This is a genomic window from Stenotrophomonas sp. CFBP 13725, assembly GCF_014841935.1.
Taxonomy (GTDB): domain Bacteria; phylum Pseudomonadota; class Gammaproteobacteria; order Xanthomonadales; family Xanthomonadaceae; genus Stenotrophomonas.
Map to the genome: position 1 here is coordinate 269601 of NZ_JACYUV010000003.1, position 24435 is coordinate 294035.

The window sequence follows — 24435 nt, forward strand, 5'->3', positions numbered from 1 at the left end:
AGTCGGGGGTGAAGAAGCTGCGCGTCAAGGGGCAGTACAACTACGAGGCCTGGCAGGAGATGGCGCATGCTGCAAGATCTGTTCGCGCCGTAGCCCGTGAGTACTTGCCCGGCAGCGCGCACACGACTACGGCGGCAGTGGTGATGACTGCCTTCTCGGTTGAGGCGTTCTGTCAAACCCTCGGCCCGGCGATTCTCGGCGCTGAGTGGAAGGATCGGAGCACAGTTAAGGACAAGATCAAGGCCATTGCGAGAAAAGTCGGTCTAAAGGCCGACTTCGGCGTCAGCCCGTGGTCCGATGTTCAGCGGCTTATGGAGGCGCGTGACGCGTACGCTCATGCCAAGCCGCACGCTCGTGAAATAGACTCGGTTGTAGAAGTCGAAGAGGACGTTGACGCAAGAGAGCTTCTCAATAAGGAGATGCAGAGGTGTTACTTGCCCCTCCATGATCTGGACGAACTCGATAGGGTTGCAGACGCCATTGAAGCGGCCCTCCTTGAGATATGGACGGCCGCAGGCCGTCGCGCAGTCGAGTTCAAAAGGCTTAGTCGTCAGTCCTGGTCTGTCTGTTTGCTGACGTGATGCCATAGCGATGAATCCGAGTTGAGCACTGGTCGCAGGCAGTGGTGAACGGCGCGCGCTGAGAGGATCGGGAGCCGCGGATGGGGACGGCGGTGCAAGTGACGGTGTGCCCGCAGGAGAGGAGGCAGCTGTACTGCCTGCCTGAAGGGGGAGGGGCTGATGACGTTGCGCATGCGCTCAACCATTGGGCTGCCACTCCACCATCTACTGATCACTGCGGACATAGAGGGGGTGCCTCGGATATCCGTGCTTCGTCGTGCCCAAGCACCAAAGGCGGGCGCCGCCCGGCTGCATGATGGTTGCCACCTGGCTGCCCCGGGCCTTCGCCCTTGTAGAGCGGCTCGCCGAGACGCTGCCTGATCGCGATGATGATCGTCCGCAACAGGCCGATCGCACGCTCGCAGAAAGCGCGCCTATCGTGCCCGCTGAAATCGGACCGTCGCTGCTTGCCGAAAAGATCGTGCCCGTATTGGACCGGAACGGTCGCGCGGAATCGATCTTCTTCGGCCTTTCAGGCAGCTGCGTTCCGTTCGCATCAGTCCGCAGGCGTTACCCGAAGCTGCTGGTGATCAACCGCAGCCACGGCAGAAGTGAGCTGGAATGGAACACGTTCGGCGTGCACGTAGGCAATGCCGTCATTGGCTTCTGGTTTCAGGGACTTGCTTTCGACTGCATGCGCAGAGTCGACATCACCCCCGCCGATGCCACCCTCTCCAGGCTCACCCTGGACTGATGGCACGCCCCGGCACCACTTTCTCCATCCGCACGTCACCGTCGGCCAGTGCTGCAACCTGGACCCAGCCGCGTCTTTCATAGAATCCCCGCGCTCGGCTCGCGTAGGCGGTCTCCAGCCAGATCCGCTCGTGATGCTCGAACAGGAACGCCTCCGCGGCGGCCATCAACACGCTGCCGAGTCCCTTTCCCTCCTGATCGGGACGCACGAACGCGGCGAACACGCAGGCGTCCTCGGCATCCGCCATGGAAAAGCCGACGACCTCGCTGTCGACCTCGACAACCCACACGCAGGACGCTTCGTCGATCATCGCGAGGACCGCCTCGCGGGTGATGCCTCGCTCGGTCAGCTCGGCACGCGTCAGTACGTTCTCGCGCACGCCGATTCTCACGTCGAAAATCGCGTCGACATCGTGCGCCGTTGCCAGTCGAACAGCACCTGTTCCGTCAGTCATTGAAATTACCACTCCCTGTTGCAAGCAGCCAAGCATAGCGAATGACTCACGTCGCTTTGCAACTTCCCTGATGGATGCAGATGAGTTTCCACTGCCACGATAACGGTGCTGATCCGCAACGATCAGCCGGGATTGGAGTCCCGATTTCAGAATGACCGATCAAGCTCTGTTGTCGCCCTCGGGCACGGCGGAGAATGCATCACCCTGCCAGTTCCATGGCGGGCGATGCGCGGGGATGTTTCTCGATCCGCCGGTTTTTTCGGTCATTCTAGCCGGTACTCCAACCCGCATCGCCTGCCACCTTGTGCCTCGGCACAGGTGGCTTCATGCCATGCGAGGTCATCATGCCAGCGAAGATCGATGCGTTTGATCGCGTGTCCACGTTGATGGACGTCGCAGCGCGCCAGCCCGGCATCGCGCCGACGCCGCAGATGCTGCTGTCCTGTCCCCGATGCGCCACCCTGGCGCTCAGTCACGCGCGCTGGTCCGAAGCGCGCATCGCGCGCGCCTGTGGCTGCTCGCAATCCACCGTGCACCGTTTCAAGTGCGGCGTGCAGGCGACCGTGACCTACGAAGTCGGTGCAGCACTGGTCATGACAGCCCATCACCTGGGCCTGCAGGTGCCCACGTCGCATTGCTGCGGCGGGCACCTGTGCGCACCTCGCAACGTAGCGAAGGGGTCACACACTCCGCCGCGATTGCCGTGATCGCGACGGCAGCGAAGTGGCCATGCACTTACAGACCGCCCGCGCCGCGGCGATCAATCACCCGCCCAACGATCACCACGTTCTCCAGATCCTCCGCATCCAAAAGCTCATCCGGATAGCGCGACACGTCCGGGTTGTCACACACCACACGCACCTTGCCGTCCGGGGTTTTGAACAGGCGCCGGACCATCAGCTCTGGTTCGCCGCCGCCGCTGATCAGCAGATGCACGCGCCCGTCCTGGATGCGCGTATCCGCCAGGTTGACCGCGATCTGATCGCCTTCGAACAACGTCGGCGTCATCGCTGCGCCGGATATCGACAGCACGCGCACATTCACCGGCGCGGCGTTCTGCTGGGTGAACCAGTCGGCAGGATAGGGGTGATGCCTGCCCGTAGCCGCCAGCTCCACCGCAGGGCGATTGCCCTCGATGGTGACGCGTCCAACCACTTCAATCACCGCGACATCCGGTTCGCGCTCGCGCAGCATCAGCGCCGCCTTGGCCGGCCGGATGCGATACAGACCGCCATCCTTGCTTGGGATTTCCATCTCCGGCAGATCGGTGCGCAGCTGTTCAACGGACACGCCGAACCAGGTGGCCAGGGGCCGAAGCGTCTTGTCCCGTGGGTCGGCAACCCCGCCTGCCAGCACACGATGGACGGTGGGCTGCGGGACCTCCACGTGGCGCGCCAGCGCGTTCTCGCTCAGTCCGTGGGCCTTCATCAGTTGGCGAAGGTTGATGGCCACTTTATGCATATATGAATTGTTTCGATGGCCCTGTAATTGAGATAGTTCGTTTATGTATTGAAAATGATATTCCCCAACGAATAGCATCCCCTGATGGTTATTCATTCCCCCCGCCACGCCGCCGTTGCGTTAGGCAACGCCTTGTGGAGCGAGGCTCGCATCGCCGCCGCGTGCGGCACATCACAGTCGACGATCCATCGCATCAAGCGCGGAACGCAGAAAACCGTCTCGTTCGAAGTCGGTACAGCGCTCGTTTTTCTGGCACAGCAGCAGGGGATCACCGTGGCGACCACGACACTCGATGTGCCGCTGTCGGTGCTGCCGCGTTCGCTCGCCGTCACATCGCATGCTGGGTCAAACCGTTAGGCAACGATGATCGACGTCACCGCAGACGGCACCGGTTTGCCTTTTGCCAGCGCCGTCATCAGCGGCAGGTAAGTGCGCCCCAGGTCGGCCCGCCGGGCGCTCAGTGTCTGGATCAACGCGTCGTACTCGCTTCGCATCAGCCGTGGGGACAAAGAGGACTCAAGCCAGCAGGGAGGCCGCAGTGACGGTCGGGATCTGTCAGGCGTGAGCGTGCGCTGCTGGATGCGGAGATCGGATATCAGTCCGTCCAGTTCCCGCGATTGCAGCAGCATGCGGGTCAGCCACCAGCCTGCGGCGGCGACATGGAAACCCTCTGCCGCGTCTGGCCGTGAACGGTGGGCAGGTTCGCCGAAGCGTGGAGTCAGGGGCGGGGAGGGGGAGTGCTGCGATCGAATGCGGATTGGACGGAACGTGTTCATGCGTGACTAAGTCAGATCATGGAAGTTCCAAGCTGACACGGTCCGCGACGTTGCTCCAGCCATGCACGGCGCCGCGACGCCAGAACGCTATGCCCGCAATCGGCAGCACCGGCCGCGCGGGTCGTCGGCACGGGCGGCAAAGCCTTGGAGCGCTTGGCCGCGCCAAGCCAGTGGATAGACGCGTGCACAAGCGCCCAAGAGCAGTCGATGACCGGCAGCCAAGGGCGGATGGCGACAGTTGCCGGCGGAGGTGCTGGACGCGGCCTGGAGGTGGTCCCGCGACCGCGGATGCGCACGCGTGAACTGCCATCAAGAAAAGCTTGCAATTCCCCGGCGACTTCGTAAAAATAGCGGACTTGCTTCAGCACTCGTCGCTTTCGGGCACGGTCTGCAGCAGAGTTTCTGGTCCGATGGCAGGCATCAACGCAATCGGATCGAACGTTTCAGTGGTGGCTGTAGCTCAGTTGGTTAGAGTTCCGGATTGTGATTCCGGTGGTCGGGGGTTCGAATCCCCTCAGCCACCCCACTGTTACAGGATCGTCCCTGCCAAAAGCAGGTCGATCGTTGCAGCAAGACGGGATGCAGGGTAAAGTATCCGTCTAGTTTTTCGGGCCGTTAGCTCAGTTGGTAGAGCAGTTGACTCTTAATCAATAGGTCCAAGGTTCGAATCCTTGACGGCCCACCAGACAGAAGCCACCAAGTTCGCTTGGTGGCTTTTTTCTTGGCTACCGAAATTAGTACTTGCAGGCCGTGTAGCGAATACGTCATAATTCGCCTCCCGATTTTCGGGCCGTTAGCTCAGTTGGTAGAGCAGTTGACTCTTAATCAATAGGTCCAAGGTTCGAATCCTTGACGGCCCACCAGACGAAAGCCACCAGGTCATCCTGGTGGCTTTTTTCTTGCGCGGCGTTCAGTGGCCGTCGTCAGGCGGGCAGGGCGAGCGTCTCGTGCGCCAGCGCCGGCATCTGGAACGTGAAGCGGGTGCCGTGCTCGGCATCGGACTTCACCGAAAGCGTCCCGCCGTGCGCCTTGGCGATCTCTGCGGCGATGTACAGCCCCAGGCCAAGGCCGGGGCGCGGCTCCGTCCCGATCTCTCGCGAGAACGGGGTAAACAGCTTGTCCACCTTGTCCGCGGCGATCACCCCGCCGTTGTGAACCTGTAGAACGAACTCCTCATCATCCGCATCGATGCTCAGCGTGATGGGTTCGTCGGCGGCGCCGTGCAGGGCCGCATTGGTCAGCAGGTTGGCCAGCAGTTGCGCCAGACGGTTGGCATCGCACAGCAGCGGACCGCCGAGCACGATGTTCGTCTGGATGTCGGTACGCCCGGTGGCGGCTGCGACTTCCTGCACCACCTGCATCAGCTGCGCGACGAGATCGGCGTTGGACGACAGCGTGACCGGAATGCCGCCGCCCAGTCGGCCGCGGGCAAAATCCAGCACGTCGTTCACCAAACCATCGATGCGCCCAAGGCTGCCGCGAATGCGTGCGAGAAACCGTTGCGCGCGCTCGGACAAGGGTTCCAGCTCCAGCAGCTCGGTGGCGACACTGGCCGCCTGCAGGGGGCTGCGCAGGTCGTGGCCGAGCACGGCGATGAACTGGTCGCGCAGCCCGGCGATGTCCTGCGCAGCGGACAGATCGGCAACGGCCTGCTGCAGTTTCAGCTCGTTGTGCAGGTAATTTCCGATCATCTCGGCGAACAGTTCCAGCGACCGGACCACATGCGCCTCATCGAAGGTGGCGGGCACCGAGTCGATGGCGCACAAGGTGCCGAAGAAGCTGCCGTCCGGCCGGTAGATAGGCACCGAGACGTAGCTTTCCAGCCCGTACATGCGCGGGGTGTGGTGCGTGGAAAAATGCGGATGTGCGCTCGCGTGCCCGAAGATCACCGGCTGCGGCACTTGGCGGATCTCGTTGCAGATCGTCGTTTCCAACACCAGCTGCCCGCCGACGCCCAGGCCGAAACCGAGCGTGTCGTAGGTCGCGCAGGCGATCCACTTGCTGTCGGTGACGCGGGCCACGGCCGCGAAGCGCGAACCGGTGATATGCGCCACGGTTTCAAGGATGCGGGGCACGGCGGCGATCGTGCCGATCTGCGCAATGTCCTTGAGGATGTCCTCGCCCAGCGATGATGCGTCCAGCTGCTGCATGGGAACGCTCGCCTCCTCGGCGGGCAGGTAGGGCTACGGAGAAGTAGGGGTGGCGGGATGCGGTCTGCGACTACGGGCCCATTCTAGAGCATGCCGTGCACGGCACCGGTGTGCCGGCCCCGGCGTGTCGCGGAAAGCCGGGCCCGCACAGGCTCTACCCAAGAAGGCCCTCGGGCTGCGACAATATCCGGCTGGACATTGCGAAAGTGGCGGAATTGGTAGACGCCCTGGATTTAGGTTCCAGTGCCGCAAGGCGTGGGGGTTCGAGTCCCCCCTTTCGCACCACCATACTGCTGGCCCCGCACGGGGGCCGGCGCGGCGCCTGTCAGGGCTGGCCGCCTCCCTGACTGGCCCCCGCTGGCAGTGCCGCCCGATATCGTCCAAACTAAAGGGCTGCGGCGGACGAGCGCCTTCAAACGCCGCGTCCGAACAACCCGTATTCGTCCATCACATCGAACCGGGGGCCAGAAGGGCCACCGGTGGCAGGAGTCAACATGCAAGCTTCGATCGAATCCACCGGCAACCTGGAACGCCGCCTGAGCTTCTCGCTGCCGGAAGATCGCCTGAACACCCACGTCAGTGGTCGTCTGGGCGAAATCGCGCGCACCACCCGCATCAAGGGCTTCCGCCCGGGCAAGGTGCCGGCCAAGGTGATCGAGCAGCGCTTCGGCGCGCAGGTCCGTGGCGAAGCCGTTGACGGCCTGCTGCGCGAAACCTTCGACGCGGCCATCCGCGAGCACGACCTGCGGGTCGTCGGTAGCCCGCGCATCGACAAGGGTGAGCAGGGCGAACTGTCGTTCGTGGCCACCGTCGAGCTGCTGCCGGAGTTCGGCGAAATCGACGTGACCAAGCTGAGCGTGGTCCGCCACGTGGCCGAGATCGGCGATGCCGACATCGACCAGATGATCGAAAACCTGCGCCAGCAGCGCCGTACCTGGGCCCCGGTCAGCCGTGGCGCACAGGAAGGCGACCTGGTCGCGCTGGAGACCTTCTCGCAGGCGGGCGACGAGCGCCTGCCGGCCGAAGGCACCGAGAAGGGCACCATCATCATCGGCCAGAACATGATGTTCGAGGCCATCGAGAAGGGCCTGGTCGGCCTGGCCAAGGGCGAAGAGAAGACCCTGGACGTCGATTTCCCGGCTGACTGGCGCGTCGAGGCCCTGGCGGGCAAGACCGTGCAGGTCACCGTGAAGGTCACCGAGGTGTCCGAAGAGTCGCTGCCGGTGGTGGACGATGCGTTCATCAAGAGCTTCGGCGTGAAGGCGGGTGATGTGGAGCAGTTCCGCAGCGACATCCGCGCCAACCTGGAGCGCGAGCTCAAGGGCGCGCTGATGAACCGCCTGCGTCGCGAAGTCGGTGAGCAGCTGATCGCCGCCTACAGCTCGGTCGAAATGCCGCCGCGCCTGGTCGAGAACGAAGCCCGCGCCATGCTGGCCCAGCAGGTGGACCAGATCCGCCGCAGCGGCCGCGATCCGGGCCAGGTGCCGGCCGATGCGCACGAAAACTTCAAGGACGCTGCTGGCAAGCGCGTGCTGGTCGGCCTGCTGGTCGGCGAAGTGGCCCGCATCAACGACCTGAAGCTGGAGCCGAAGCGTCTGAATGAAACCATGCGCCTGATCGCTTCGACCTACGAAGAGCCGGAGCAGGTCATTGAGATGTACCGCAACGACCCCCAGCTCATGTCGGGTCTGCAGAACCGCGTGATGGAAGAGCAGGTGATCGATTGGATCGCCGAGCGCGCCCAGCACACCGAGGAAACGCTGTCCTTCCAGGACGCGATCCGCGGCTGAGTTCTGCGCAAGCCAGGCCCCGCGCTGCAAGGCGCGGGGTAGTTCCCCCCAACACAGGTGCCTCACGATATGGACAACCGAACCAAAGCCCTCAATCTGGTTCCGATGGTGGTCGAGCAGACCGCCCGCGGCGAGCGCGCCTATGACATCTACTCGCGCCTGTTGAAAGAGCGCCTGATCTTCCTCGTGGGCCCGATCGACGATCACATGGCCAACGTGGTGGTGGCGCAGCTGCTGTTCCTGGAAGCGGAAAACCCGGAAAAGGACATCAGCATCTACATCAACTCGCCCGGTGGCGTGGTAACGGCCGGCATGGCGATCTACGACACCATGCAGTACATCAAGCCGGACGTGGCGACCATCTGCGTCGGTCAGGCTGCCTCGATGGGGGCCTTGCTGCTTGCATCGGGCGCCCCGGGCAAGCGGTATGCGCTGCCGAATTCGCGTGTGATGATCCATCAGCCGCTGGGCGGCTACCAGGGTCAGGCCACGGACATCGACATCCACGCCCGCGAAATCCTGACCCTGCGCGCCCGCCTGAATGAGATCCTGGCCAAGCACACCGGCCAGTCGCTGGAGACCATCGCGCGCGACACCGAGCGCGACAACTTCAAGAGCGCGGTCGAGGCAGCAGCGTACGGTCTGGTGGATCAGGTGCTGGAACGTCGTCCGGAAGACTCGATCCAGGCTGGTTGATCACAGCGCAACGGTCGGTTTTCCGACTGGACATGCAGGGTCGGGCAGGGCTGGTGCCCTCTCGACCCTGTGTTATTCTCGAATTGAACCCCCGTCGCACGGGTGGGGTAACTGGGTAAGCGAAGCATGAGCGAAGACCGCCAAGGTCGTTCCACGGACAGCGGCAAGATTCTTTACTGCTCGTTCTGCGGCAAGAGCCAGCACGAGGTGCGTAAGCTCATTGCCGGCCCGAGCGTGTTCATCTGCGATGAATGCGTAGAGCTGTGCAACGACATCATCCGTGAAGAACTCGAAGAGAAAGCGCAGTCGGCCCGCAGTTCGCTGCCCAAGCCGCGCGAGATCCTCGAGGTCCTGGACCAGTACGTGATCGGCCAGAAGCGCGCCAAGCGCACGCTTGCCGTGGCCGTGTACAACCACTACAAGCGCATCGAGAGCCGGCAGAAGAACGACGAGGTCGAACTGGCCAAGTCGAACATCCTGCTGGTCGGCCCGACCGGTTCGGGCAAGACGCTCCTGGCCGAAACGCTGGCCCGGCTGTTGAATGTGCCGTTCACCATGGCCGACGCCACTACGCTGACCGAAGCCGGTTACGTGGGCGAGGATGTGGAGAACATCATCCAGAAGCTGCTGCAGAAGTGCGACTACGACGTCGAGAAGGCGCAGCAGGGCATCGTCTACATCGATGAAATCGACAAGATCTCGCGCAAGAGCGAGAACCCGTCGATCACCCGCGATGTGTCCGGCGAAGGCGTGCAGCAGGCCCTGCTGAAGCTGATCGAAGGCACCGTGGCCAGTGTTCCGCCACAGGGTGGTCGCAAGCATCCGCAGCAGGAATTCCTGCAGGTCGACACCAAGAACATCCTGTTCATCTGTGGCGGCGCGTTTGCCGGCCTGGACAAGGTGATCCAGCAGCGTTCCACCGAAGCGGGCGGCATCGGCTTCGGGGCGAAGGTGAAGAGCAGCGAGCGCAAGCAGGAGATCGGCAAGCTGCTGGCTGAGGTCGAGCCGGAAGATCTGATCAAGTTCGGCCTCATTCCGGAGTTCGTCGGCCGCCTGCCGGTGGTTGCTACCCTGGAAGAGCTGGACGAGACGGCGCTGATCACCATCCTGACCGAGCCGAAGAACGCCATCACCAAGCAGTTCAAGAAGCTGTTCGAGATGGAGAACGTCGAGCTGGAGTTCCGCCCCGATGCACTGGCAGCGATCGCCCGCAAGGCGCTCAAGCGCAAGACCGGTGCCCGCGGCCTGCGCACCATCGTCGAATCGGTCCTGCTGGACACCATGTACGAACTCCCTTCGCAGGAGAACGTGACCAAGGTGGTGGTGGACGAATCGGTGATCGAGCACAAGTCCGAGCCGTACCTGATCTATCAGACGCCGCCTGCACCTGAACAGAAGGCAGCGGGCGCTGAGTGATTCTTTCAATCGATTGATTTGAAAGTTGTTTTTCGGAGCATCTTGCATCCGCACGCCGATGGCCCCATAACGGGGCCATCGGCTTTTTTGTCTCTGGCCCCGTGTGGACCGGAGATGGCATTCCCCCCTTCCTGGAGCCCCCATGGCCCGTTCCCCAACTGAGACTCTCGACCTGCCGGTACTGCCGCTGCGTGACGTGGTGGTGTTCCCGCACATGGTCATCCCGCTGTTCGTCGGCCGTGACAAGTCCATGCACGCGCTGGAAAAGGCGATGGAAGCGGACAAGCGCATCCTGCTGCTGGCGCAGAAGTCGGCCGAGACCGACGATCCGCAGGAATCGGATCTGTACCAGGTAGGCACGCTGGCGCAGGTGCTGCAGCTGCTGAAGCTGCCCGACGGCACCATCAAGGTGCTGGTCGAAGGGTTGTCGCGCGTGCAGGTCAGCCACGTGGGCGAGCTGGACGGCGCGCTGCAGGGCCAGGCCGTGGAGATCCAGGCCGAAGACCCGCGCGAGGCCCGTGAGATCGAAGCGATCGCACGCTCGCTGATGTCGTTGTTCGAGCAGTACGTGAAGACCAACCGCAAGCTGCCGCCGGAGCTGCTGCAGACGCTGGCGGGCATCGAAGAGCCGGCACGTCTGGCCGACACCATCGCCGCGCACATCAGCGTGCGCCTGGCCGACAAGCAGCGCCTGCTGGAAGTGCTGCCGGTGGGCGAGCGCCTGGAAATGCTGGTCGGTCTGGTCGATGGCGAAATCGACGTGCAGCAGATGGAAAAGCGCATCCGCGGCCGTGTGAAGTCGCAGATGGAAAAGAGCCAGCGCGAGTACTACCTCAACGAGCAGATGAAGGCCATCCAGAAAGAACTGGGTGACCTGGATGATGCGCCGGGCGAGCTGGAAGAGCTGGCCCGCAAGATCGCCGAAGCCGGCATGCCCAAGCCGGTGGAGACCAAGGCCAAGGCCGAGCTGACCAAGCTCAAGCAGATGTCGCCGATGTCCGCCGAAGCGGCAGTGGTGCGCAACTACCTGGATTGGATCCTGGGCGTGCCGTGGAAGAAGCGCACCAAGGTGCGCAAGGACCTCAAGGCCGCGCAGGACACGCTCGATGCCGACCATTACGGCCTGGAGAAGGTCAAGGACCGCATCCTGGAATACCTGGCGGTGCAGTCGCGGGTCAAGCAGATGCGCGGCCCCATCCTGTGCCTGGTGGGACCGCCCGGTGTGGGCAAGACCTCGCTCGGCCAGTCCATCGCCAAGGCGACCAACCGCAAGTTCGTGCGCATGAGCCTGGGTGGCGTGCGTGACGAGGCCGAGATCCGTGGCCACCGTCGCACCTACGTCGGCTCCATGCCGGGCCGCATCGTGCAGAACCTCAACAAGTGCGGCAGCAAGAACCCGCTGTTCGTGCTCGACGAGATCGACAAGATGTCGATGGATTTCCGCGGCGATCCGTCGTCCGCGCTGCTGGAAGTGTTGGATCCCGAGCAGAACAATGCGTTCAACGACCACTACCTCGAAGTGGACCTGGACCTGTCCGAAGTGATGTTCGTAGCGACCTCCAATTCGCTGAACATTCCGGGCCCGCTGCTGGACCGCATGGAAGTGATCCGCATCCCCGGCTACACCGAGGAAGAGAAGCTCAACATCGCCATGCGCTACCTGGTGCCCAAGCAGATCAAGGCCAATGGCCTGAAGGCTGAGGAACTGGAGATCGATGCAGCCGCCATCCAGGACATCGTGCGCTACTACACGCGCGAATCCGGCGTGCGCAGCCTTGAGCGCGAGATCGCCAAGATCTGTCGCAAGGTGGTCAAGGAGATCGCGCTGGCCGGTCCGGGCGGCATGCCGAAGCCGGCCAAGCTGGCCAAGGGCAAGAAGTCGAAGAAGACCGCGCTGGTCAACGTCGACGGCAGCAACGTGGATACCTACCTGGGCGTGCGTCGCTTCGACTTCGGCCGTGCCGAAGAAGAGAACGAGATCGGCCTGGTGACGGGTCTGGCATGGACGGAAGTCGGCGGTGATCTGCTGCAGATCGAATCCACGCTGGTCCCGGGCAAGGGTCAGTTGATCCTGACCGGCCAGCTCGGCAACGTGATGAAGGAGTCCGCATCGGCTGCGTTGTCGGTGGTGCGCTCGCGTGCCGTGCAGCTGGGCATCGATGCCGGCTTCCTGCAGAAGCAGGACGTCCACGTGCACGTGCCGGATGGCGCGACGCCGAAGGATGGCCCCAGTGCCGGCGCTGCGATGGTGACCTCGCTGGTGTCGATCCTGACCAAGGTGCCGGTGCGCGCCGATGTTGCGATGACGGGTGAAATCACCCTGCGTGGCCGTGTCACTGCGATCGGCGGGCTGAAAGAGAAGCTGCTGGCCGCGCTGCGCGGTGGCATCCGGACGGTCATCATCCCGGAAGAGAATCGCAAGGACCTGGCGGATATCCCGGCCAATGTCACCCGCGACATCAAGATCATCCCGGTGAAGTACATCGAGGAAGTGCTGGAGCTGGCGCTGGAGCGTCCTCTCGCGCCGAAGAAGGCACGCAAGACCGCGCAGCGTGTCACGGTTCGCAGCAAGGGCAAGACAGCTTCCACCACGCGAGTCAAGCACTGATTGGTGCATTGTAATCGGCCGAAACCCGCGTCATTGCTGGGTTTCGGCTTGCGTGGGTGTAGGGCCACTGGTATAAAAGCAACACTCGCGAATCAGCTTGACCGAATTGAGCGAACCGATCCAACGCCCGCGTTCCAGTTGCATCGAACGTTGGCTTCCCTGGCTAATCCGCGGACCCCCGCATAAGGAGTTGTAGAGAATGAACAAGACCGAATTGATCGACGCCGTTGCCGAGACCGCCGACCTGACCAAGGCCGAGTCCGCCCGCGCCGTCGACGCCGTCGTTGCTGCCGTCACCAAGGCACTGAAGAGCGGTGATGCTGTGACGCTGGTCGGCTTTGGCACCTTCCAGGTCCGTGACCGCGCTGCGCGCACCGGCCGCAACCCGAAGACCGGCGACACCATCGCCATCGCGGCTTCGAAGAATCCGTCGTTCAAGGCTGGTAAGGCCCTGAAGGATGCTGTAAACTAAGCGGCTCGCTGGGGTGCTTAGCTCAGTGGTAGAGCGTCTCCTTTACACGGAGAGGGTCGGGGGTTCGAAACCCTCAGCACCCACCACAGCACCGCAGTAAAAGTTTGAAATGTGGAGCGGTAGTTCAGCTGGTTAGAATGCTGGCCTGTCACGCCGGAGGTCGCGGGTTCGAGTCCCGTCCGCTCCGCCAGTTTCAACGAGGCCTCCGGGTACATCCTGGGGGCTTTGTTTTCTCACCGGCCTGGCCGATGCGGAAACACGGTTTTGCAGTATGGAGCGGTAGTTCAGCTGGTTAGAATGCTGGCCTGTCACGCCGGAGGTCGCGGGTTCGAGTCCCGTCCGCTCCGCCACTGCATCGAAGTAAGGCCTTGTGAAAAACTTCTGAAAAAAGTGTTCATCGGGCTGGGCAATCAGATTATCTTCGGATAGAATGAGCGCCTGCAAAGTTTCAACGCGGAGCGGTAGTTCAGCTGGTTAGAATGCTGGCCTGTCACGCCGGAGGTCGCGGGTTCGAGTCCCGTCCGCTCCGCCACGAATGGAAAGCCCCTGGTGAAAGCCAGGGGCTTTTTTTATGCTTTTTGCGACGGGAGCCGATCTCTTTCGCCGGGTGTGACGGATCCGGCCCCACGCCATGTGCGCGCCTCTTTTGGAGCCTGCCCTGAAGCGGGTTACACTGCCCGGCTCGCCACTCAGGCCATGATTTTTCCCATGCTGCAGAAACTTCGCGACAAGACCTCGGGCTGGATCGTCACCGTGATCCTGGGGCTGCTGATGATCCCGTTCCTGTTCGTCATCGACTCCAGCTATCTGGGTGGTGTCGGCGCACAGAACGTGGCCAAGGTATCCGCACCGCCATCCTGGTGGTCATCCGCTCCGTCCTGGTGGCCGGCCCGCCTGTTCTGGAAGCACAACGAAATCACCTCGCAGGAATTCCGCGAACGCTTTGAACAAGAGCGTGCCCGCGTGCGCCAGCAGCAGGGTGATGATTTCGATCCGCGTGCGTTCGAAAGCGTGGAGAACAAGCTCGCCGTGCTCGACCAGCTGGTCGACGAACAGGTCGTCCGTCTGGCGGGTGAGCAGGCTGGCGTGGTGATCGGTGACGTGGCCGTGCGCGAGTACATCGCAACGATCCCGGCCTTCCTGGGTGCCGATGGCAAGTTCAACGGCGACCAGTACCGCATCGCCCTGGCCAGCGGCAACCCGCCGCGCACGCCGGCGATGTTCGAGCAGCTGGTGCGCACCAGCCTGCAGCAGTCGATCATTCCGAGCGCGCTGCAGAATTCCGGCTTTGTCACCGAAGCAGAGACCGAGCGACTGCTGAAGCTGCTGGGCGAGACGCGTGACGTGGAGATCGCCATGCTGCCAGAGCAGCCGGCCGACACCGCACCGGTCACCGATGCGCAGATCAAGCAGTGGTACGACACGCATACCAAGGATTTCCGCCAGGCCGAGTCGGTCAAGCTGGAGTACGTGGAGATCAACGGGGCCACGCTGCCGCCGCCGGCAGCCCCCGATGAGGCCAGCCTGCGCAAGCGCTACAACGATGAGAAGGCACGCTTCGCCACGCCCGAACAGCGTCTGGCCTCGCACATCCTGATCAGCACCGGCGACGGTGCCGAAGCCAAGGCGGCCAAACTGGCGACCGAGGCAAAGGCAGCGGGTGCGGATTTCGCAGCGCTCGCCAAGGCCAACTCCGATGACACCGGCTCCAAGGAGCAGGGCGGCGATCTGGGCTGGGTGGATCGCGGCGCGATGGTGAAGCCGTTCGAAGATGCGGTGTTCGCGGCGAAGGCCGGCGACATCATCGGACCGGTGAAGACCGACTTCGGTTATCACGTGATCCAGGTGCGCGAAGTGCGCGGTGGCGAAGGCAAGCCGTTCGAGGAAGTGCGCGATCAGTTGCTGGCCGAGCAGATCAAGGCCGATGGCGAGCGCGGTTACACCGAGCTGGCCGGCCGCGTGGTCGATGCCACCAACAAGAGCCCGAGTGATCTGGCGTCGGCGGCGAAGACCGTGGGTCTGCCGCTGCAGACCGTGGGCCCGTTCACCCGCCAGGACGCGAGCGGCATTGCCGCCAATCCAGCCGTGCTGCGTGCCGCGTTCTCGGACGTCCTGGTACAGGACGGTACCGCGAGCGACCCCATTGCGCTGGACGAGAGCGGCAACCACAGCGTGGTGATCCGCGTGGCAGAGCACACTCCGGAACAGGCGATCCCGCTGGACAAGGCGCGTGAGCAGGTGACCGCCGCGATCCGCGCAGACCGTACCCGCCAAGCGGCAGAAAAGGCAGCCGATGCGCTGCTGGCCAAGCTGAAGGGCGGTCAGACCCTGCAGGGCCTGGCAGAGAGTGAAAAGCTGCAGGTCAGCCCGATGCCCGGCCTGCCGCGCACCCAGCCGGTGCCCACGCCCGAGATCAACCGTGCGGTATTCAGCGCCGCGCTGCCGACCGAAGGCAAGCCGAGCTACGGCAAGATCGACGTGCAGGGACGCGCCGTGGTGTTCGCCGTGACCAAGGTGACCCCCGGCGACCTGAAGGACGTGACGGCCGAGCAGCGCCAGCAGCTCAAGCAGCAGCTGAGCCAGCTCGATGGCATGGCCGCAGCGGATGCGTTCATCAAGTCCACCCGCAAGCGCTTCCTGGTGCAGACCACCGAAGCCAACCTGTAACGGGACGGGCGACATCGCAATGAAAAGGCCCGGCAACGCCGGGCCTTTTTTTGTGTGCCCGCGCATCCTGTCGCCGCGCCACGCCCGGCACACGCAACGATCCGGTAGCGCCGAGCCACGCTCGGCGGGGGCCTGCACACGGAGCGATCCGGTAGCGCCGAGCCACGCTCGGCGGAGGCCTGGACACGGATACATTCCGCCGAGCACGGCTCGGCGCTACCAGGGAATCGGCTATGCGCTCGGCAGGGGCGGGACCCTGCACACGGATACATTCCGCCGAGCACGGCTCGGCGCTACCAAAGAATCGCGGCGACCTTCAGTCTTCGACGCGCAGCTGTGCGCCAGGCTTCAACACGCTCTGGCCGCTCAATCCGTTCAAGCTCAGCAGTGCCTTCACCGGCATGCCGTAGCGGCGCGCGATGGTCCATGCAGACTCGCCGTTGCGCACCGTGTGACGGCGGGTGCGTGGCCGATCGGCGGCACTGGCCACCGTGCGTGCCACCACCGGTGCGGGCGACACGGCCGCCACAGCGGCAGTTGCCGTCTGGCCGGTCACGCTGCCCGTTGAAGCAATAGCCGCCACCGACGCCGTCTCCGGCGCGCTTACCGGCGCCAACAGGCGCACCGGCGCATTCTGCGGGCGGCCACGGCCATCCGCTGCGGGATTCAGCCGCGCGATGCGTGCCGGGTCCAGCGCACGCTGAGCGGCCCACTGCTGCACGCTGGTGCCGGCCGGCAGGGTATGGCTTTTCAATACGGGCACCGTCCGGTCCAGCGACGCCATCACCGCCGGCTGTTCCTCGGCATTCTCCAGGACGCAGGCCAGCGCATGCAGCTTCTCCACATACGCGTGGGTGATCGGTGACATGCCGGGCAGATCGGCGGGCACGGCGTTGGTGGAGTTCATGCCGGCCTTGCGCAGGCCCTGCAGCACCCGGTATTCGCCGGCGTTGTAGGCCATCGTGGCCAAGCGCCAGTCGCCGCCGAACATGCCGTGCAGCGTCTTGAGATAGCGCACTGCCGCTTGGGTGGAATCGACAGCCGACAGGCGGCCATCGTAGCCCTCGCTCATCGGAACCCGATGGTTGCGGGCGGTGCTGGCGATGAACTGCCACAGCCCCGCGGGGCCCGCGCCACTGCGCGCATTGGGTCGGTAGCCACTTTCCACGAAGGGGATCAGCGCGAACTCGGTGGGCAGGCTTGCTTTGCGCAGCTCTTCCACCACGTAGCCAAACAGCACCAGCGCATCGTCGTTCTGGTTCGCCAGCCGCGCAGGCGCGTGGGCGAATTGCTTCTGCCAGCGCGGGCTGGTCGCCTCGGCGTCGCAGGTCGGTTCAGCCAGGCCCTCGCGGAAGCTGGCGAAGATGTCCTGGCCATTGCGCACGCTGGGCGGCGGCAAGGTTGCAGGATCCAACGGAAGGGCGCCGAGACCGGCCATGTTCTGGCTGATGCCAGCACCGAGTGACTGCGCGTTTGCGGTCCCGGCCAGCCCCAGCAGAATCCCCAGGGCTAGCGGTAGACTTCGGCGCATCATGCGCGAAAGCCGTCTTTCCAGTGCCGAAGTCCGGCCATTACGTCGACATCGTCGTTGACCTCCCGCCCCAGGAAAGCCGCCACCGCAGCGCGTACGGGCGCGGTGTGGGTACGCAGGAACGGGTTGCACTGTATTTCAGTTGCCAGGGAAACCGGCAGGGTAGGGCGATCATCGCGGCGCATGGCCAGGGCCTCCTCTTGGCGTTGCCGCAGGGCAACGTTGGCGGGGTCGACATGCCGCGCGAAGACGGCATTTGACACGGTGTATTCGTGGCCGCAGCACAGGAGCAGCTGCGACGGCAGGGACGCCAACCTGCTCAGGGAACCGAGCAGTTGGGATGGCGTACCTTCGAACAGGCGCCCACAGCCCAGGCTGAACAAGGCATCGCCACTGAAAAGATGTTCATCAGTGTGAAACGCGACATGGCTGTGAGTGTGCCCGGGCACGGATACTACGTGGAACATCCGCCCCGCTGCCTGAACGTGTTCACCATCGGCCACGCGCTCGGTAGCCAGCGGAATGCGCGATTCCTGTGGCGCGATCACCCGGATACCGGGAAATCTGGCCTGCAGCGCGGCCACGCCCCCGATGTGGTCATCGTGATGATGGGTGAGCAGGATGGCCTGCGGGCGAAGCCCATCGTCGGCTGCCGCCAGCACAGGACCGGCATCGCCGGGATCGACGACCACGGCGGTGCCGTCATCGCCGACCAGGCACCAGATGTAGTTGTCCGCGAATGCGGGCAGGGTCATGAGTCGCATAGAATCGGACCATGCCCGTCCTGCCGAGTCTCCGTCAAGCAACGCCCGCCTCGTGGTTCGACAGTGAGCCTGCGCAGCTTCTCTATGAATTGGAACAACAACTGCTGTTGCCGCAGCTCGCCAGCCTGCCCAGCCAGCCTTGGTTGTGGGTTGCCCCCAGCCCGCGGTGGCTGGAGGGGGCGGCCCTGACCGGGCGCGGGTTGCGCCTGCACCCGGAGGGCGGAGGTTACGCGGGTGAAGCGCGCTGCGCGTTGCCGCTGCCGCTGCCCAACGAGAGCGTGTACACCATCGTCCTGCAGCATGTGACGGCCAGTAATGCGGCCCAGCTGCTGGCTGAGTGCGAGCGTGTGTTGATGCCAGGCGGCCGGCTGTTCCTGAGCAGCCTCAATCCGTTCAGCCCCTACCGCACCCAGTGGCGCCGTCACGGGATGGTGGTGCGCACGCCGCAGCGCTTGCGGCAGCTGATCGACCGGGTGGGACTGGCATGTGGCGATACCCGTTACATCGGCCCGATGTGGCCGGCCGGCAGCGCGCGCTCCGGCAGCTTGGCGCCGCTGCGGGCGGCCTGTCTGTTCAGTGCGGAAAAACGCACCTTTGCCTTGCCGGGGCCCACGCCCCTGAGGGTACGCTGGGCCGGCCCGATGGCCACGCCCGGCATGACCCGATCGATTCTGGAACCGAATGAAGACCATTGAAGTACACACCGACGGCTCGTGCCTCGGTAACCCCGGCCCGGGCGGCTGGGCAGCCTTGCTGCGTTACAAGACGCATGAGCGCGAACTGAGCGGCGGCGAGCCGGATACCACCAACAACCGCATGGAGCTGATGGCGGCCATCTCCGGCCTGGAGGCGCTGAGCGAACCCTGCCAGATCGTGCTGTACACCGATTCGCAGTACGTGCGCCAAGGCCTGACCGAGTGGATGCCGGGCTGGATCCGCAAGAACTGGAAGACCGCGGGTGGCTCGCCGGTGAAGAACCGCGAGCTGTGGGAGCGCCTGCACGCGGCCACGCTGCGCCACCAGATCGACTGGCGCTGGGTGAAGGGGCATTCCGGTGACCCCGACAACGAGCGCGTGGACGTGCTCGCGCGCGAGGCGGCGACCAAGGTGCGCGCGACCGGCAAGGCGGTAAACTGAGCCCATGCGTCAGATCATCCTTGATACCGAAACCACCGGTCTTGCCTGGCAGAAGGGCAACCGCGTCGTCGAAATCGGCTGCGTGGAGCTGTTCAAGCGCCGGCCCAGTGGCAACCACTACCACCAGTACCTGAAACCGGACGTGGACTTCGAGCCCGGTGCGCAGGAAGTCACCGGGCTCACCCTGGATTTCCTGGCCGACAAGCCGGATTTCGCCCAGGTGGCCGAGGCCTTCCTGGCCTTCATCGACGGCGCCGAGCTGATCATCCACAACGCCGCGTTCGATCTGGGATTCCTCGACAACGAGCTGTCCCGCCTGGGACCGCAGTTCGGCAAGATCACCGACCGCTGCACCGTGGTCGATACCTTGGCGCTGGCGCGCGAGCGCTTCCCTGGCCAGCGCAATTCGCTGGACGCGCTGTGCAAGCGCCTGGGCGTGGACAACGCGCACCGCCAGCTGCACGGCGCGCTGCTCGATGCGCAGATCCTTGGCGAGGTCTACATCGCACTGACCTCGGGCCAGGATGATCTTGGCTTTGACATGGACGAAGACGGCGCCAAGCGCGTGGCCACCATGCAGGGCTTCGACCCGGCCAAGCTGCTGCCGCGCCCGCGCGTGCAGGCCACCGCCTCGGAACTGGAGGCCCATGCCGCCCGCCTGGAGCGCCTGCGCAAGAAAGCCGGCCACGCCATCTGGGACGGCCCGAAGATCGAAGCCGCCGCCGTCGCCTGAAAGCGCCCGGACGGTAGAGCCGGCTTCAGCCGGCTGCTCCAGCCGTTACGGTAGAGCCGGCTTCAGCCGGCTGCTTTCAGACGCTACGGTAGAGCCGGCTTCAGCCGGCTGCTCCAGCCGTTACGGTAGAGCCGGCTTCAGCCGGCTGCTTTCAGGCCCAGCCGACTGAAGTCGGCTCTACCAGGCAACACGGCAGCGCTGCCTGGGCTGGCGGTTGCTCAGTGGCAGCGCACCAGCACGACGGTGATGTTGTCCGATCCGCCGCCGTCCAGCGCCGCCGCCACCAGCGTATCCACGCATTCCTGCGCGCTCGCATCGTCGAAGGCCAGTGTGCGCGCGATACCGCTGTCATCCAGCTCTTCGGTGAGACCGTCGCTGCACAGCAGCAGCTGCATGCCCGGCCGCAGCTCGCCGGCCGTGGTCGCCACATTCAGATGCGCCGGGTCGGTCACCCCCAGTGCCTGGGTCACCACGTTGCGATGCGGATGCGCCCGCGCCTGTTCTGGCGTCAGGTTGCCCTGGGTCATCATCTCCTGCACCACACTGTGGTCCTGGCTCAGCTGCGCCAGCTGGCCGTCTCGCCACAGGTAGGCACGGCTGTCGCCCACCCACGCCACTTCGTAACGGTTGCCCTGCACGCGGGCAGCCACCACCGTGGTGCCCATGGGCAGCGTGTCGTTGCGGCGACGCGACGCGCGGATGATCTCTTCATCGGCGGTGCGGATGGCCTGGGCCAGCGGCGCCCCCCGGCGGATCTCGCGCACGATGGTTTCCCGTGCCAAGGCACTGGCCACCTCGCCACAGGCATGGCCGCCCATGCCGTCGGCCACCAGCCACAGCGCCAGTTCGCCATCACCGTAATAGGTGTCCTCGTTGAGGGCACGGCGCAGGCCGGGGTGGGTCAGGTGTCCGAATTCGATCATGAGTGGGGGGCAGCGAAAGGGGGGTCTACCAGGCAGTACGCCATCATCGCGGCGGGCAGGACATCCGACAAGCGCGGTAGTCAGGGAAGTTTCACTTTCCTGCGCGTGATGACTTGTGAATATCCGCGCATCCTCGTATCATGCGCGTCCCCGGTACGCCGGGGAAACGGAGAGGTGGCAGAGCGGTTGAATGTACCTGACTCGAAATCAGGCAGGCGTTTATAGCGCCTCGGGGGTTCGAATCCCCCCCTCTCCGCCAGATAAAAAAGAAAAGGGCTGCCCATCGGGTGGCCCTTTTCTTTTCCGCCCACCGGGGACACATGCACCACGCGTTATCATCCCCCTCTGCTTCCAGAGAGTGCCTCCATGACTGCTGAAATCCTCGTTCCCGTCGCCTTCGGCGAGCTGCTCGACAAGATCTCGATCCTGCAGATCAAGTCCGAGCGCATCAGCGACGAAGGTAAGCTGGCCAACGTGCGTGCAGAGCTTTCCGCGCTGGAGAGCACCTGGATGTCCCATCCCGCAGGGGGCAAGGACGTGGCGCAGCTGCGCGCGGACCTCAAGGCCGTCAACGAAGAGCTGTGGAACATCGAAGACACCATCCGCCTGCAGGACAAAGCCGGCGACTTCGGTCCGACCTTCGTGGAGCTGGCGCGCAGCGTCTACCTGCGCAACGACGAACGCGCGCGGATCAAGAAGGCCATCAACCTGGCGCTGGGCTCGGTGTACGTGGAAGAGAAGTCGTACAAGGATTACCGCGCCAGCTGACCCGCCACAGTACGCCCGGCGTCACTACCGGGCTGGCCGGTCTGCCACGTAGCGCTCGAAGGCAGCGATCCCGTCCTCCACCGTGATCAGCTGCATCACGTCGTCGAACTCGATCTTCGTACCCCATTTCAGCGCGCTTGCGGGCTTGCCGAGGAACTTCCGCGCGGCATCGTCATAGCGGTCCACGCAGTAGCGGCGATCCGAATACGGGCCGCTGCGGTGCGGATTGCTGGCCGCGTGCAGGCCCAGCACTTTCGCGCCCACGGCGTTGGCGATGTGCATGGGGCCCGAATCCGGGGTCATCACCAACGCGGCCCGCGCCAGCAGGGCGGGCAGTTGTTTCAATGTGTCCTTGCCCACCAGATCCAGCGCCGGCTGCTGCAACTGCGCCTGGATGGCGTCGGCGGTGTTGCGCTCCAACTCGCTGCGTCCACCGCACAGCACCACCCGCCAGCCGCGCGACGCCGCATGGTTGGCAACGGCCGCATAGCGGTCGGCATACCAGTTGCGGCGCTCATGGCTGGAGCACGGCGAGATCATCAGCACCGGGCGCCCGTCATCCTGCCACTGGGCCTGCGCCCACTCGTGCGCCGCGGGCGGCACCGCCAAGTCTCCCCAGCTGACCTCCGTCTGCTTGATCCCCAAGGGCTCGCAGAAGCTGCCGATCGCATCCAGTACGTGGATGCCCGGACGGTCCGGGATGCGCTCGTTGATGAACAGGCCATGCAGGTCCTTGGAGCGGCTGCGGTCATAGCCGATCCGGCGACGGGCGGGAATGAAGGCCGACAGCACGTTGGCGCGAAAAGCGACCTGCATCTGCAGCAGCGCCTCGAATCGGCCCTCGGGCAGCTGCGCGCGCAGGGCCTTCATGCCGGCCAGCCCCGTCTTCTTGTCATACGGATGGAAGGTGACGCCGGGCAGGCCTTCGAGCAGTTTCAGCCCTATTTTGTCGATCACCCAATGTATCGGCGTGCCCGGACGCGCGGCCTGCAGGGTCCGCACCAGCGGCACCACGTGGGTCACATCACCCAGCGCGGACAAACGCAAAAGGCACAGGGAAGAGGACGTTGATGCCATGGTGTTGTTAGACTCGAAGGAATGGTCGCATTCGACGCCAATGAAGCGATGACGCCTTGCCGCGAAGGACGCGGCATGGGTGCCATTCTGTTCGACCGCGAACGGCTGCGGCAAGCCGACGCCAGCCTGTTCTCGCCGCAGCACTGGGGCGAGCGGGCGCGGCCGGTAGGCGAGGGCGGTCGCGGCAGCGCGTGGTTCGTGGATGCGCCCTTCGGGGCCAGCGTGCTGCGGCACTACCGGCGCGGTGGGCTGGTGGCCAAGCTGAGCCACGACCGTTACCTGTGGCGTGGCTCCCAGCGCACCCGCAGCTTTGCCGAATTCCGCCTGATGCGTGCACTGCGCGAGCTCAAGCTGCCCGTGCCCCGGCCCATCGCGGCGTATTACATGCGCGAAGGCCTGCGTTACCGCTGCGCGATCCTGATGGAGCGCATCGAGGGCGTACGTTCGCTGGCCGACCGCGCGCTGGTCGCCGGCCGCGGCGCACCGTGGGAAGAAACCGGGCGGCTGATCGCCCGTTTCCATCGCGCCGGGCTGGACCATGCCGACCTCAATGCCCACAACATCCTGTTCGATGGCAACGGCCATGGCTGGCTGATCGACTTCGACCGCTGCGTGCAGCGTATCCCGGCCACCGCGTGGCGGGAGCGCAACCTCAAGCGCCTGCTGCGCTCGCTGCTGAAGCTGCGCGGCGAACGCAGCACCGATGAAGTGGAAAAGGACTTCGCGCGGCTGCGCCGTGCCTACGACCTGGCCTGGAACCGGGGCACCTGATGGACTGGTCGCTGCGTTTCCTGGGCGTCGGCAATGCGTCGGCGGTGGAGCTCGGTTCGCCGATGTCGGTGATCGAGCGCGACGGACAGCCCTGGCTGACCATCGATTGCGGCGGTGAAGGCCTGACCGCGTTCCAGGCGCACTACGGCCACCTGCCGCAGGCGCTGTTCGTCACGCATGTGCACCTGGACCACGTGGCCGGCTTCGAGCGGTTGTTCGTGGATACCTTCTTCAACGCCCAGCGTCGCGGCAAAGTGCGGCTGTACGTGCCCGCGCCGGTGGTGCCGCTGCTGCACAGGCGTATCGGGGATTACCCCAACGTGCTGGCCGAAGGCGGCGCCAACTTCTGGGATGCCTTCCAGCTGATCGTGGTGGGCGATGCGTTCTGGCACGAGGGCGTGCGCTTGGAGGTATTCCCCGCACGCCATCACTGGCCGGAGACCGCCTATGGCCTGCGGCTGAAAGGGTCACTGACCTGGAGTGGCGATACGCGGCCCATTCCCGAAATGCTGGCGCGCTTTGCCGATGACAACGAACTGATTGCCCACGATTGCGGGTTGCACGGCAACCCATCGCACACGGGCGTGGATGACCTCGAGCGCGAATACAGCGCTGAACAGCAGGCGCGGATGATGCTGTATCACTACGCCAGCGCAGCGGATGGCGATGCGTTGCGCGCGCGCGGCCATCGCGTGGCGATGCCGGGCGAGTGCGTGCCGCTGGCCACCCCGACCGCCATGCAGGTCGCCTGACCCCGACCGGTTTTTCCGTGTGCAGTCCTGAGTCGCGCGATGCGCGCATCGGTAGCGCTGAGCCATGCTCGGCGGAATGTTTCCGCGTGCAGTTCCCCGCCGAGCGTGGCTCGGCGCTACGGGAATGTTTGCGTGTGCAGTCCTCGCCGAGCGTGGCTCGGCGCTACCAAGGGCA

Annotated in this window: 24 protein-coding genes and 9 tRNA genes; 25 read left to right on the forward strand and 8 right to left on the reverse strand. The window is 64.5% G+C overall.

Annotated features, from left to right (window positions below):
- Nucleotides 1-8: 8 nt before the first annotated feature.
- Both IFT65_RS07185 and IFT65_RS07190 read left to right on the forward strand, forming a co-directional pair.
- Nucleotides 9-581: a hypothetical protein gene (locus IFT65_RS07185; protein ID WP_192080905.1), complete on the forward strand. Its 573-nt coding sequence runs from the start codon at nucleotides 9-11 to the stop codon at nucleotides 579-581.
- Nucleotides 582-873: 292 nt separating this feature from the next.
- A complete protein-coding gene (locus IFT65_RS07190) occupies nucleotides 874-1314 on the forward strand; it encodes a hypothetical protein (protein WP_192080906.1) in 441 nt (146 codons plus the stop codon).
- Here IFT65_RS07190 and IFT65_RS07195 read toward each other — a convergent pair.
- A complete protein-coding gene (locus tag IFT65_RS07195; protein WP_192080907.1) occupies nucleotides 1301-1768 on the reverse strand; it encodes a GNAT family N-acetyltransferase in 468 nt (155 codons plus the stop codon). The genes IFT65_RS07190 and IFT65_RS07195 overlap by 14 nt on opposite strands.
- 344 nt (nucleotides 1769-2112) lie before the next feature.
- Between IFT65_RS07195 and IFT65_RS07200 the strand changes: the two genes are divergently transcribed.
- On the forward strand, nucleotides 2113-2475 hold the full coding sequence (locus IFT65_RS07200; RefSeq protein ID WP_192080908.1) for a helix-turn-helix domain-containing protein: 363 nt from the start codon (nucleotides 2113-2115) through the stop codon (nucleotides 2473-2475).
- A gap of 28 nt (nucleotides 2476-2503) precedes the next feature.
- Here the strand turns inward: IFT65_RS07200 and IFT65_RS07205 are convergent, their stop codons facing one another.
- Entirely contained in the window at nucleotides 2504-3325 is an 822-nt protein-coding gene (locus IFT65_RS07205) for a LexA family transcriptional regulator (RefSeq protein ID WP_192080909.1), read from the reverse strand.
- On the opposite strand from IFT65_RS07205, the gene IFT65_RS07210 reads away from it, so the two are divergent.
- Complete coding sequence (locus IFT65_RS07210; protein WP_192080910.1) at nucleotides 3314-3586, forward strand: hypothetical protein; 273 nt, start codon at nucleotides 3314-3316, stop codon at nucleotides 3584-3586. The two genes, IFT65_RS07205 and IFT65_RS07210, sit on opposite strands and share 12 nt — an antisense overlap.
- Here the strand turns inward: IFT65_RS07210 and IFT65_RS07215 are convergent.
- Entirely contained in the window at nucleotides 3583-3858 is a 276-nt protein-coding gene (locus IFT65_RS07215; protein WP_192080911.1) for a hypothetical protein, read from the reverse strand. The genes IFT65_RS07210 and IFT65_RS07215 overlap by 4 nt on opposite strands.
- 596 nt (nucleotides 3859-4454) lie before the next feature.
- On the opposite strand from IFT65_RS07215, the gene IFT65_RS07220 reads away from it, so the two are divergent.
- The 3 genes from IFT65_RS07220 (at nucleotide 4455) to IFT65_RS07230 (ending at nucleotide 4868) form a co-directional block, all read left to right on the forward strand.
- Nucleotides 4455-4531: transfer RNA gene (locus tag IFT65_RS07220), tRNA-His, on the forward strand.
- A gap of 83 nt (nucleotides 4532-4614) precedes the next feature.
- Nucleotides 4615-4690: transfer RNA gene (locus tag IFT65_RS07225), tRNA-Lys, on the forward strand.
- Between the two features lie 102 nt (nucleotides 4691-4792).
- A tRNA-Lys gene (locus IFT65_RS07230) sits at nucleotides 4793-4868 on the forward strand.
- A gap of 60 nt (nucleotides 4869-4928) precedes the next feature.
- Here the strand turns inward: IFT65_RS07230 and IFT65_RS07235 are convergent.
- Nucleotides 4929-6155 carry a GAF domain-containing sensor histidine kinase gene (locus IFT65_RS07235; protein ID WP_192080912.1) on the reverse strand — a complete coding sequence of 409 codons (1227 nt, stop codon included), beginning with the start codon at nucleotides 6153-6155 and terminating at the stop codon, nucleotides 4929-4931.
- 200 nt (nucleotides 6156-6355) lie between these two features.
- Here IFT65_RS07235 and IFT65_RS07240 point away from each other — a divergent pair.
- From IFT65_RS07240 to IFT65_RS07290, 11 genes are all read left to right on the forward strand, one after another.
- A tRNA-Leu gene (locus IFT65_RS07240) sits at nucleotides 6356-6440 on the forward strand.
- Nucleotides 6441-6649: 209 nt separating this feature from the next.
- Entirely contained in the window at nucleotides 6650-7945 is a 1296-nt protein-coding gene (gene tig, locus IFT65_RS07245) for a trigger factor (protein WP_192080913.1), read from the forward strand.
- A 69-nt stretch (nucleotides 7946-8014) separates the two neighbouring features.
- Nucleotides 8015-8641 (forward strand): ATP-dependent Clp endopeptidase proteolytic subunit ClpP, encoded by a 627-nt coding sequence (clpP, locus tag IFT65_RS07250; protein WP_188324886.1) that lies wholly within the window; start codon nucleotides 8015-8017, stop codon nucleotides 8639-8641.
- 126 nt (nucleotides 8642-8767) lie between these two features.
- A complete protein-coding gene (clpX, locus tag IFT65_RS07255) occupies nucleotides 8768-10057 on the forward strand; it encodes an ATP-dependent Clp protease ATP-binding subunit ClpX (protein ID WP_188324885.1) in 1290 nt (429 codons plus the stop codon).
- A 142-nt stretch (nucleotides 10058-10199) separates the two neighbouring features.
- Nucleotides 10200-12665 carry an endopeptidase La gene (gene lon / locus IFT65_RS07260; protein ID WP_188324884.1) on the forward strand — a complete coding sequence of 822 codons (2466 nt, stop codon included), beginning with the start codon at nucleotides 10200-10202 and terminating at the stop codon, nucleotides 12663-12665.
- Between the two features lie 199 nt (nucleotides 12666-12864).
- On the forward strand, nucleotides 12865-13137 hold the full coding sequence (locus tag IFT65_RS07265) for an HU family DNA-binding protein (RefSeq protein ID WP_042613351.1): 273 nt from the start codon (nucleotides 12865-12867) through the stop codon (nucleotides 13135-13137).
- A gap of 11 nt (nucleotides 13138-13148) precedes the next feature.
- Nucleotides 13149-13223, forward strand: a tRNA-Val gene (locus tag IFT65_RS07270).
- Nucleotides 13224-13250: 27 nt separating this feature from the next.
- Nucleotides 13251-13327 (forward strand) — tRNA-Asp (locus IFT65_RS07275).
- A gap of 83 nt (nucleotides 13328-13410) precedes the next feature.
- Nucleotides 13411-13487 (forward strand) — tRNA-Asp (locus tag IFT65_RS07280).
- Between the two features lie 105 nt (nucleotides 13488-13592).
- A tRNA-Asp gene (locus tag IFT65_RS07285) sits at nucleotides 13593-13669 on the forward strand.
- A gap of 176 nt (nucleotides 13670-13845) precedes the next feature.
- The gene (locus IFT65_RS07290) at nucleotides 13846-15804 is read left to right on the forward strand and encodes a peptidyl-prolyl cis-trans isomerase (protein WP_192080914.1); all 1959 of its coding nucleotides are present in this window, start codon (nucleotides 13846-13848) and stop codon (nucleotides 15802-15804) included.
- A 316-nt stretch (nucleotides 15805-16120) separates the two neighbouring features.
- Here IFT65_RS07290 and IFT65_RS07295 read toward each other — a convergent pair whose 3' ends face one another.
- Entirely contained in the window at nucleotides 16121-17338 is a 1218-nt protein-coding gene (locus IFT65_RS07295) for a lytic transglycosylase domain-containing protein (protein WP_192080915.1), read from the reverse strand.
- Nucleotides 17335-18099 (reverse strand): hydroxyacylglutathione hydrolase, encoded by a 765-nt coding sequence (gene gloB, locus IFT65_RS07300; RefSeq protein ID WP_192080916.1) that lies wholly within the window; start codon nucleotides 18097-18099, stop codon nucleotides 17335-17337. Before gloB ends, IFT65_RS07295 begins: the two co-directional genes overlap by 4 nt.
- An 11-nt stretch (nucleotides 18100-18110) precedes the next feature.
- Between gloB and IFT65_RS07305 the strand changes: the two genes are divergently transcribed.
- From IFT65_RS07305 to dnaQ, 3 genes are read left to right on the forward strand one after another with little or no spacing between them, the layout of a single operon-like run.
- Nucleotides 18111-18794, forward strand: a complete 684-nt coding sequence (locus tag IFT65_RS07305) for a hypothetical protein (protein ID WP_192080917.1) — start codon at nucleotides 18111-18113, stop codon at nucleotides 18792-18794.
- Nucleotides 18781-19236 carry a ribonuclease HI gene (gene rnhA / locus IFT65_RS07310; RefSeq protein WP_192080918.1) on the forward strand — a complete coding sequence of 152 codons (456 nt, stop codon included), beginning with the start codon at nucleotides 18781-18783 and terminating at the stop codon, nucleotides 19234-19236. The genes IFT65_RS07305 and rnhA overlap by 14 nt, the downstream gene beginning before the upstream one ends.
- A gap of 4 nt (nucleotides 19237-19240) precedes the next feature.
- On the forward strand, nucleotides 19241-19969 hold the full coding sequence (dnaQ, locus tag IFT65_RS07315) for a DNA polymerase III subunit epsilon (protein WP_192080919.1): 729 nt from the start codon (nucleotides 19241-19243) through the stop codon (nucleotides 19967-19969).
- A gap of 218 nt (nucleotides 19970-20187) precedes the next feature.
- On the opposite strand, the gene IFT65_RS07320 is transcribed toward dnaQ, so the two are convergent.
- The gene (locus tag IFT65_RS07320) at nucleotides 20188-20892 is read right to left on the reverse strand and encodes a protein phosphatase 2C domain-containing protein (RefSeq protein ID WP_188324877.1); all 705 of its coding nucleotides are present in this window, start codon (nucleotides 20890-20892) and stop codon (nucleotides 20188-20190) included.
- Between the two features lie 168 nt (nucleotides 20893-21060).
- Here IFT65_RS07320 and IFT65_RS07325 point away from each other — a divergent pair.
- Both IFT65_RS07325 and IFT65_RS07330 read left to right on the forward strand, forming a co-directional pair.
- Nucleotides 21061-21151, forward strand: a tRNA-Ser gene (locus tag IFT65_RS07325).
- A 107-nt stretch (nucleotides 21152-21258) separates the two neighbouring features.
- A complete protein-coding gene (locus tag IFT65_RS07330) occupies nucleotides 21259-21660 on the forward strand; it encodes a DUF6165 family protein (protein WP_192080920.1) in 402 nt (133 codons plus the stop codon).
- A 24-nt stretch (nucleotides 21661-21684) separates the two neighbouring features.
- Here the strand turns inward: IFT65_RS07330 and IFT65_RS07335 are convergent, their stop codons facing one another.
- Complete coding sequence (locus IFT65_RS07335) at nucleotides 21685-22737, reverse strand: glycosyltransferase family 9 protein (protein ID WP_188324875.1); 1053 nt, start codon at nucleotides 22735-22737, stop codon at nucleotides 21685-21687.
- 21 nt (nucleotides 22738-22758) lie between these two features.
- Between IFT65_RS07335 and IFT65_RS07340 the strand changes: the two genes are divergently transcribed.
- Nucleotides 22759-23508 (forward strand): 3-deoxy-D-manno-octulosonic acid kinase, encoded by a 750-nt coding sequence (locus IFT65_RS07340; protein ID WP_188324874.1) that lies wholly within the window; start codon nucleotides 22759-22761, stop codon nucleotides 23506-23508.
- Nucleotides 23508-24260 carry an MBL fold metallo-hydrolase gene (locus IFT65_RS07345; RefSeq protein ID WP_192080921.1) on the forward strand — a complete coding sequence of 251 codons (753 nt, stop codon included), beginning with the start codon at nucleotides 23508-23510 and terminating at the stop codon, nucleotides 24258-24260. The genes IFT65_RS07340 and IFT65_RS07345 overlap by 1 nt, the downstream gene beginning before the upstream one ends.
- Nucleotides 24261-24435 lie beyond the last annotated feature (175 nt).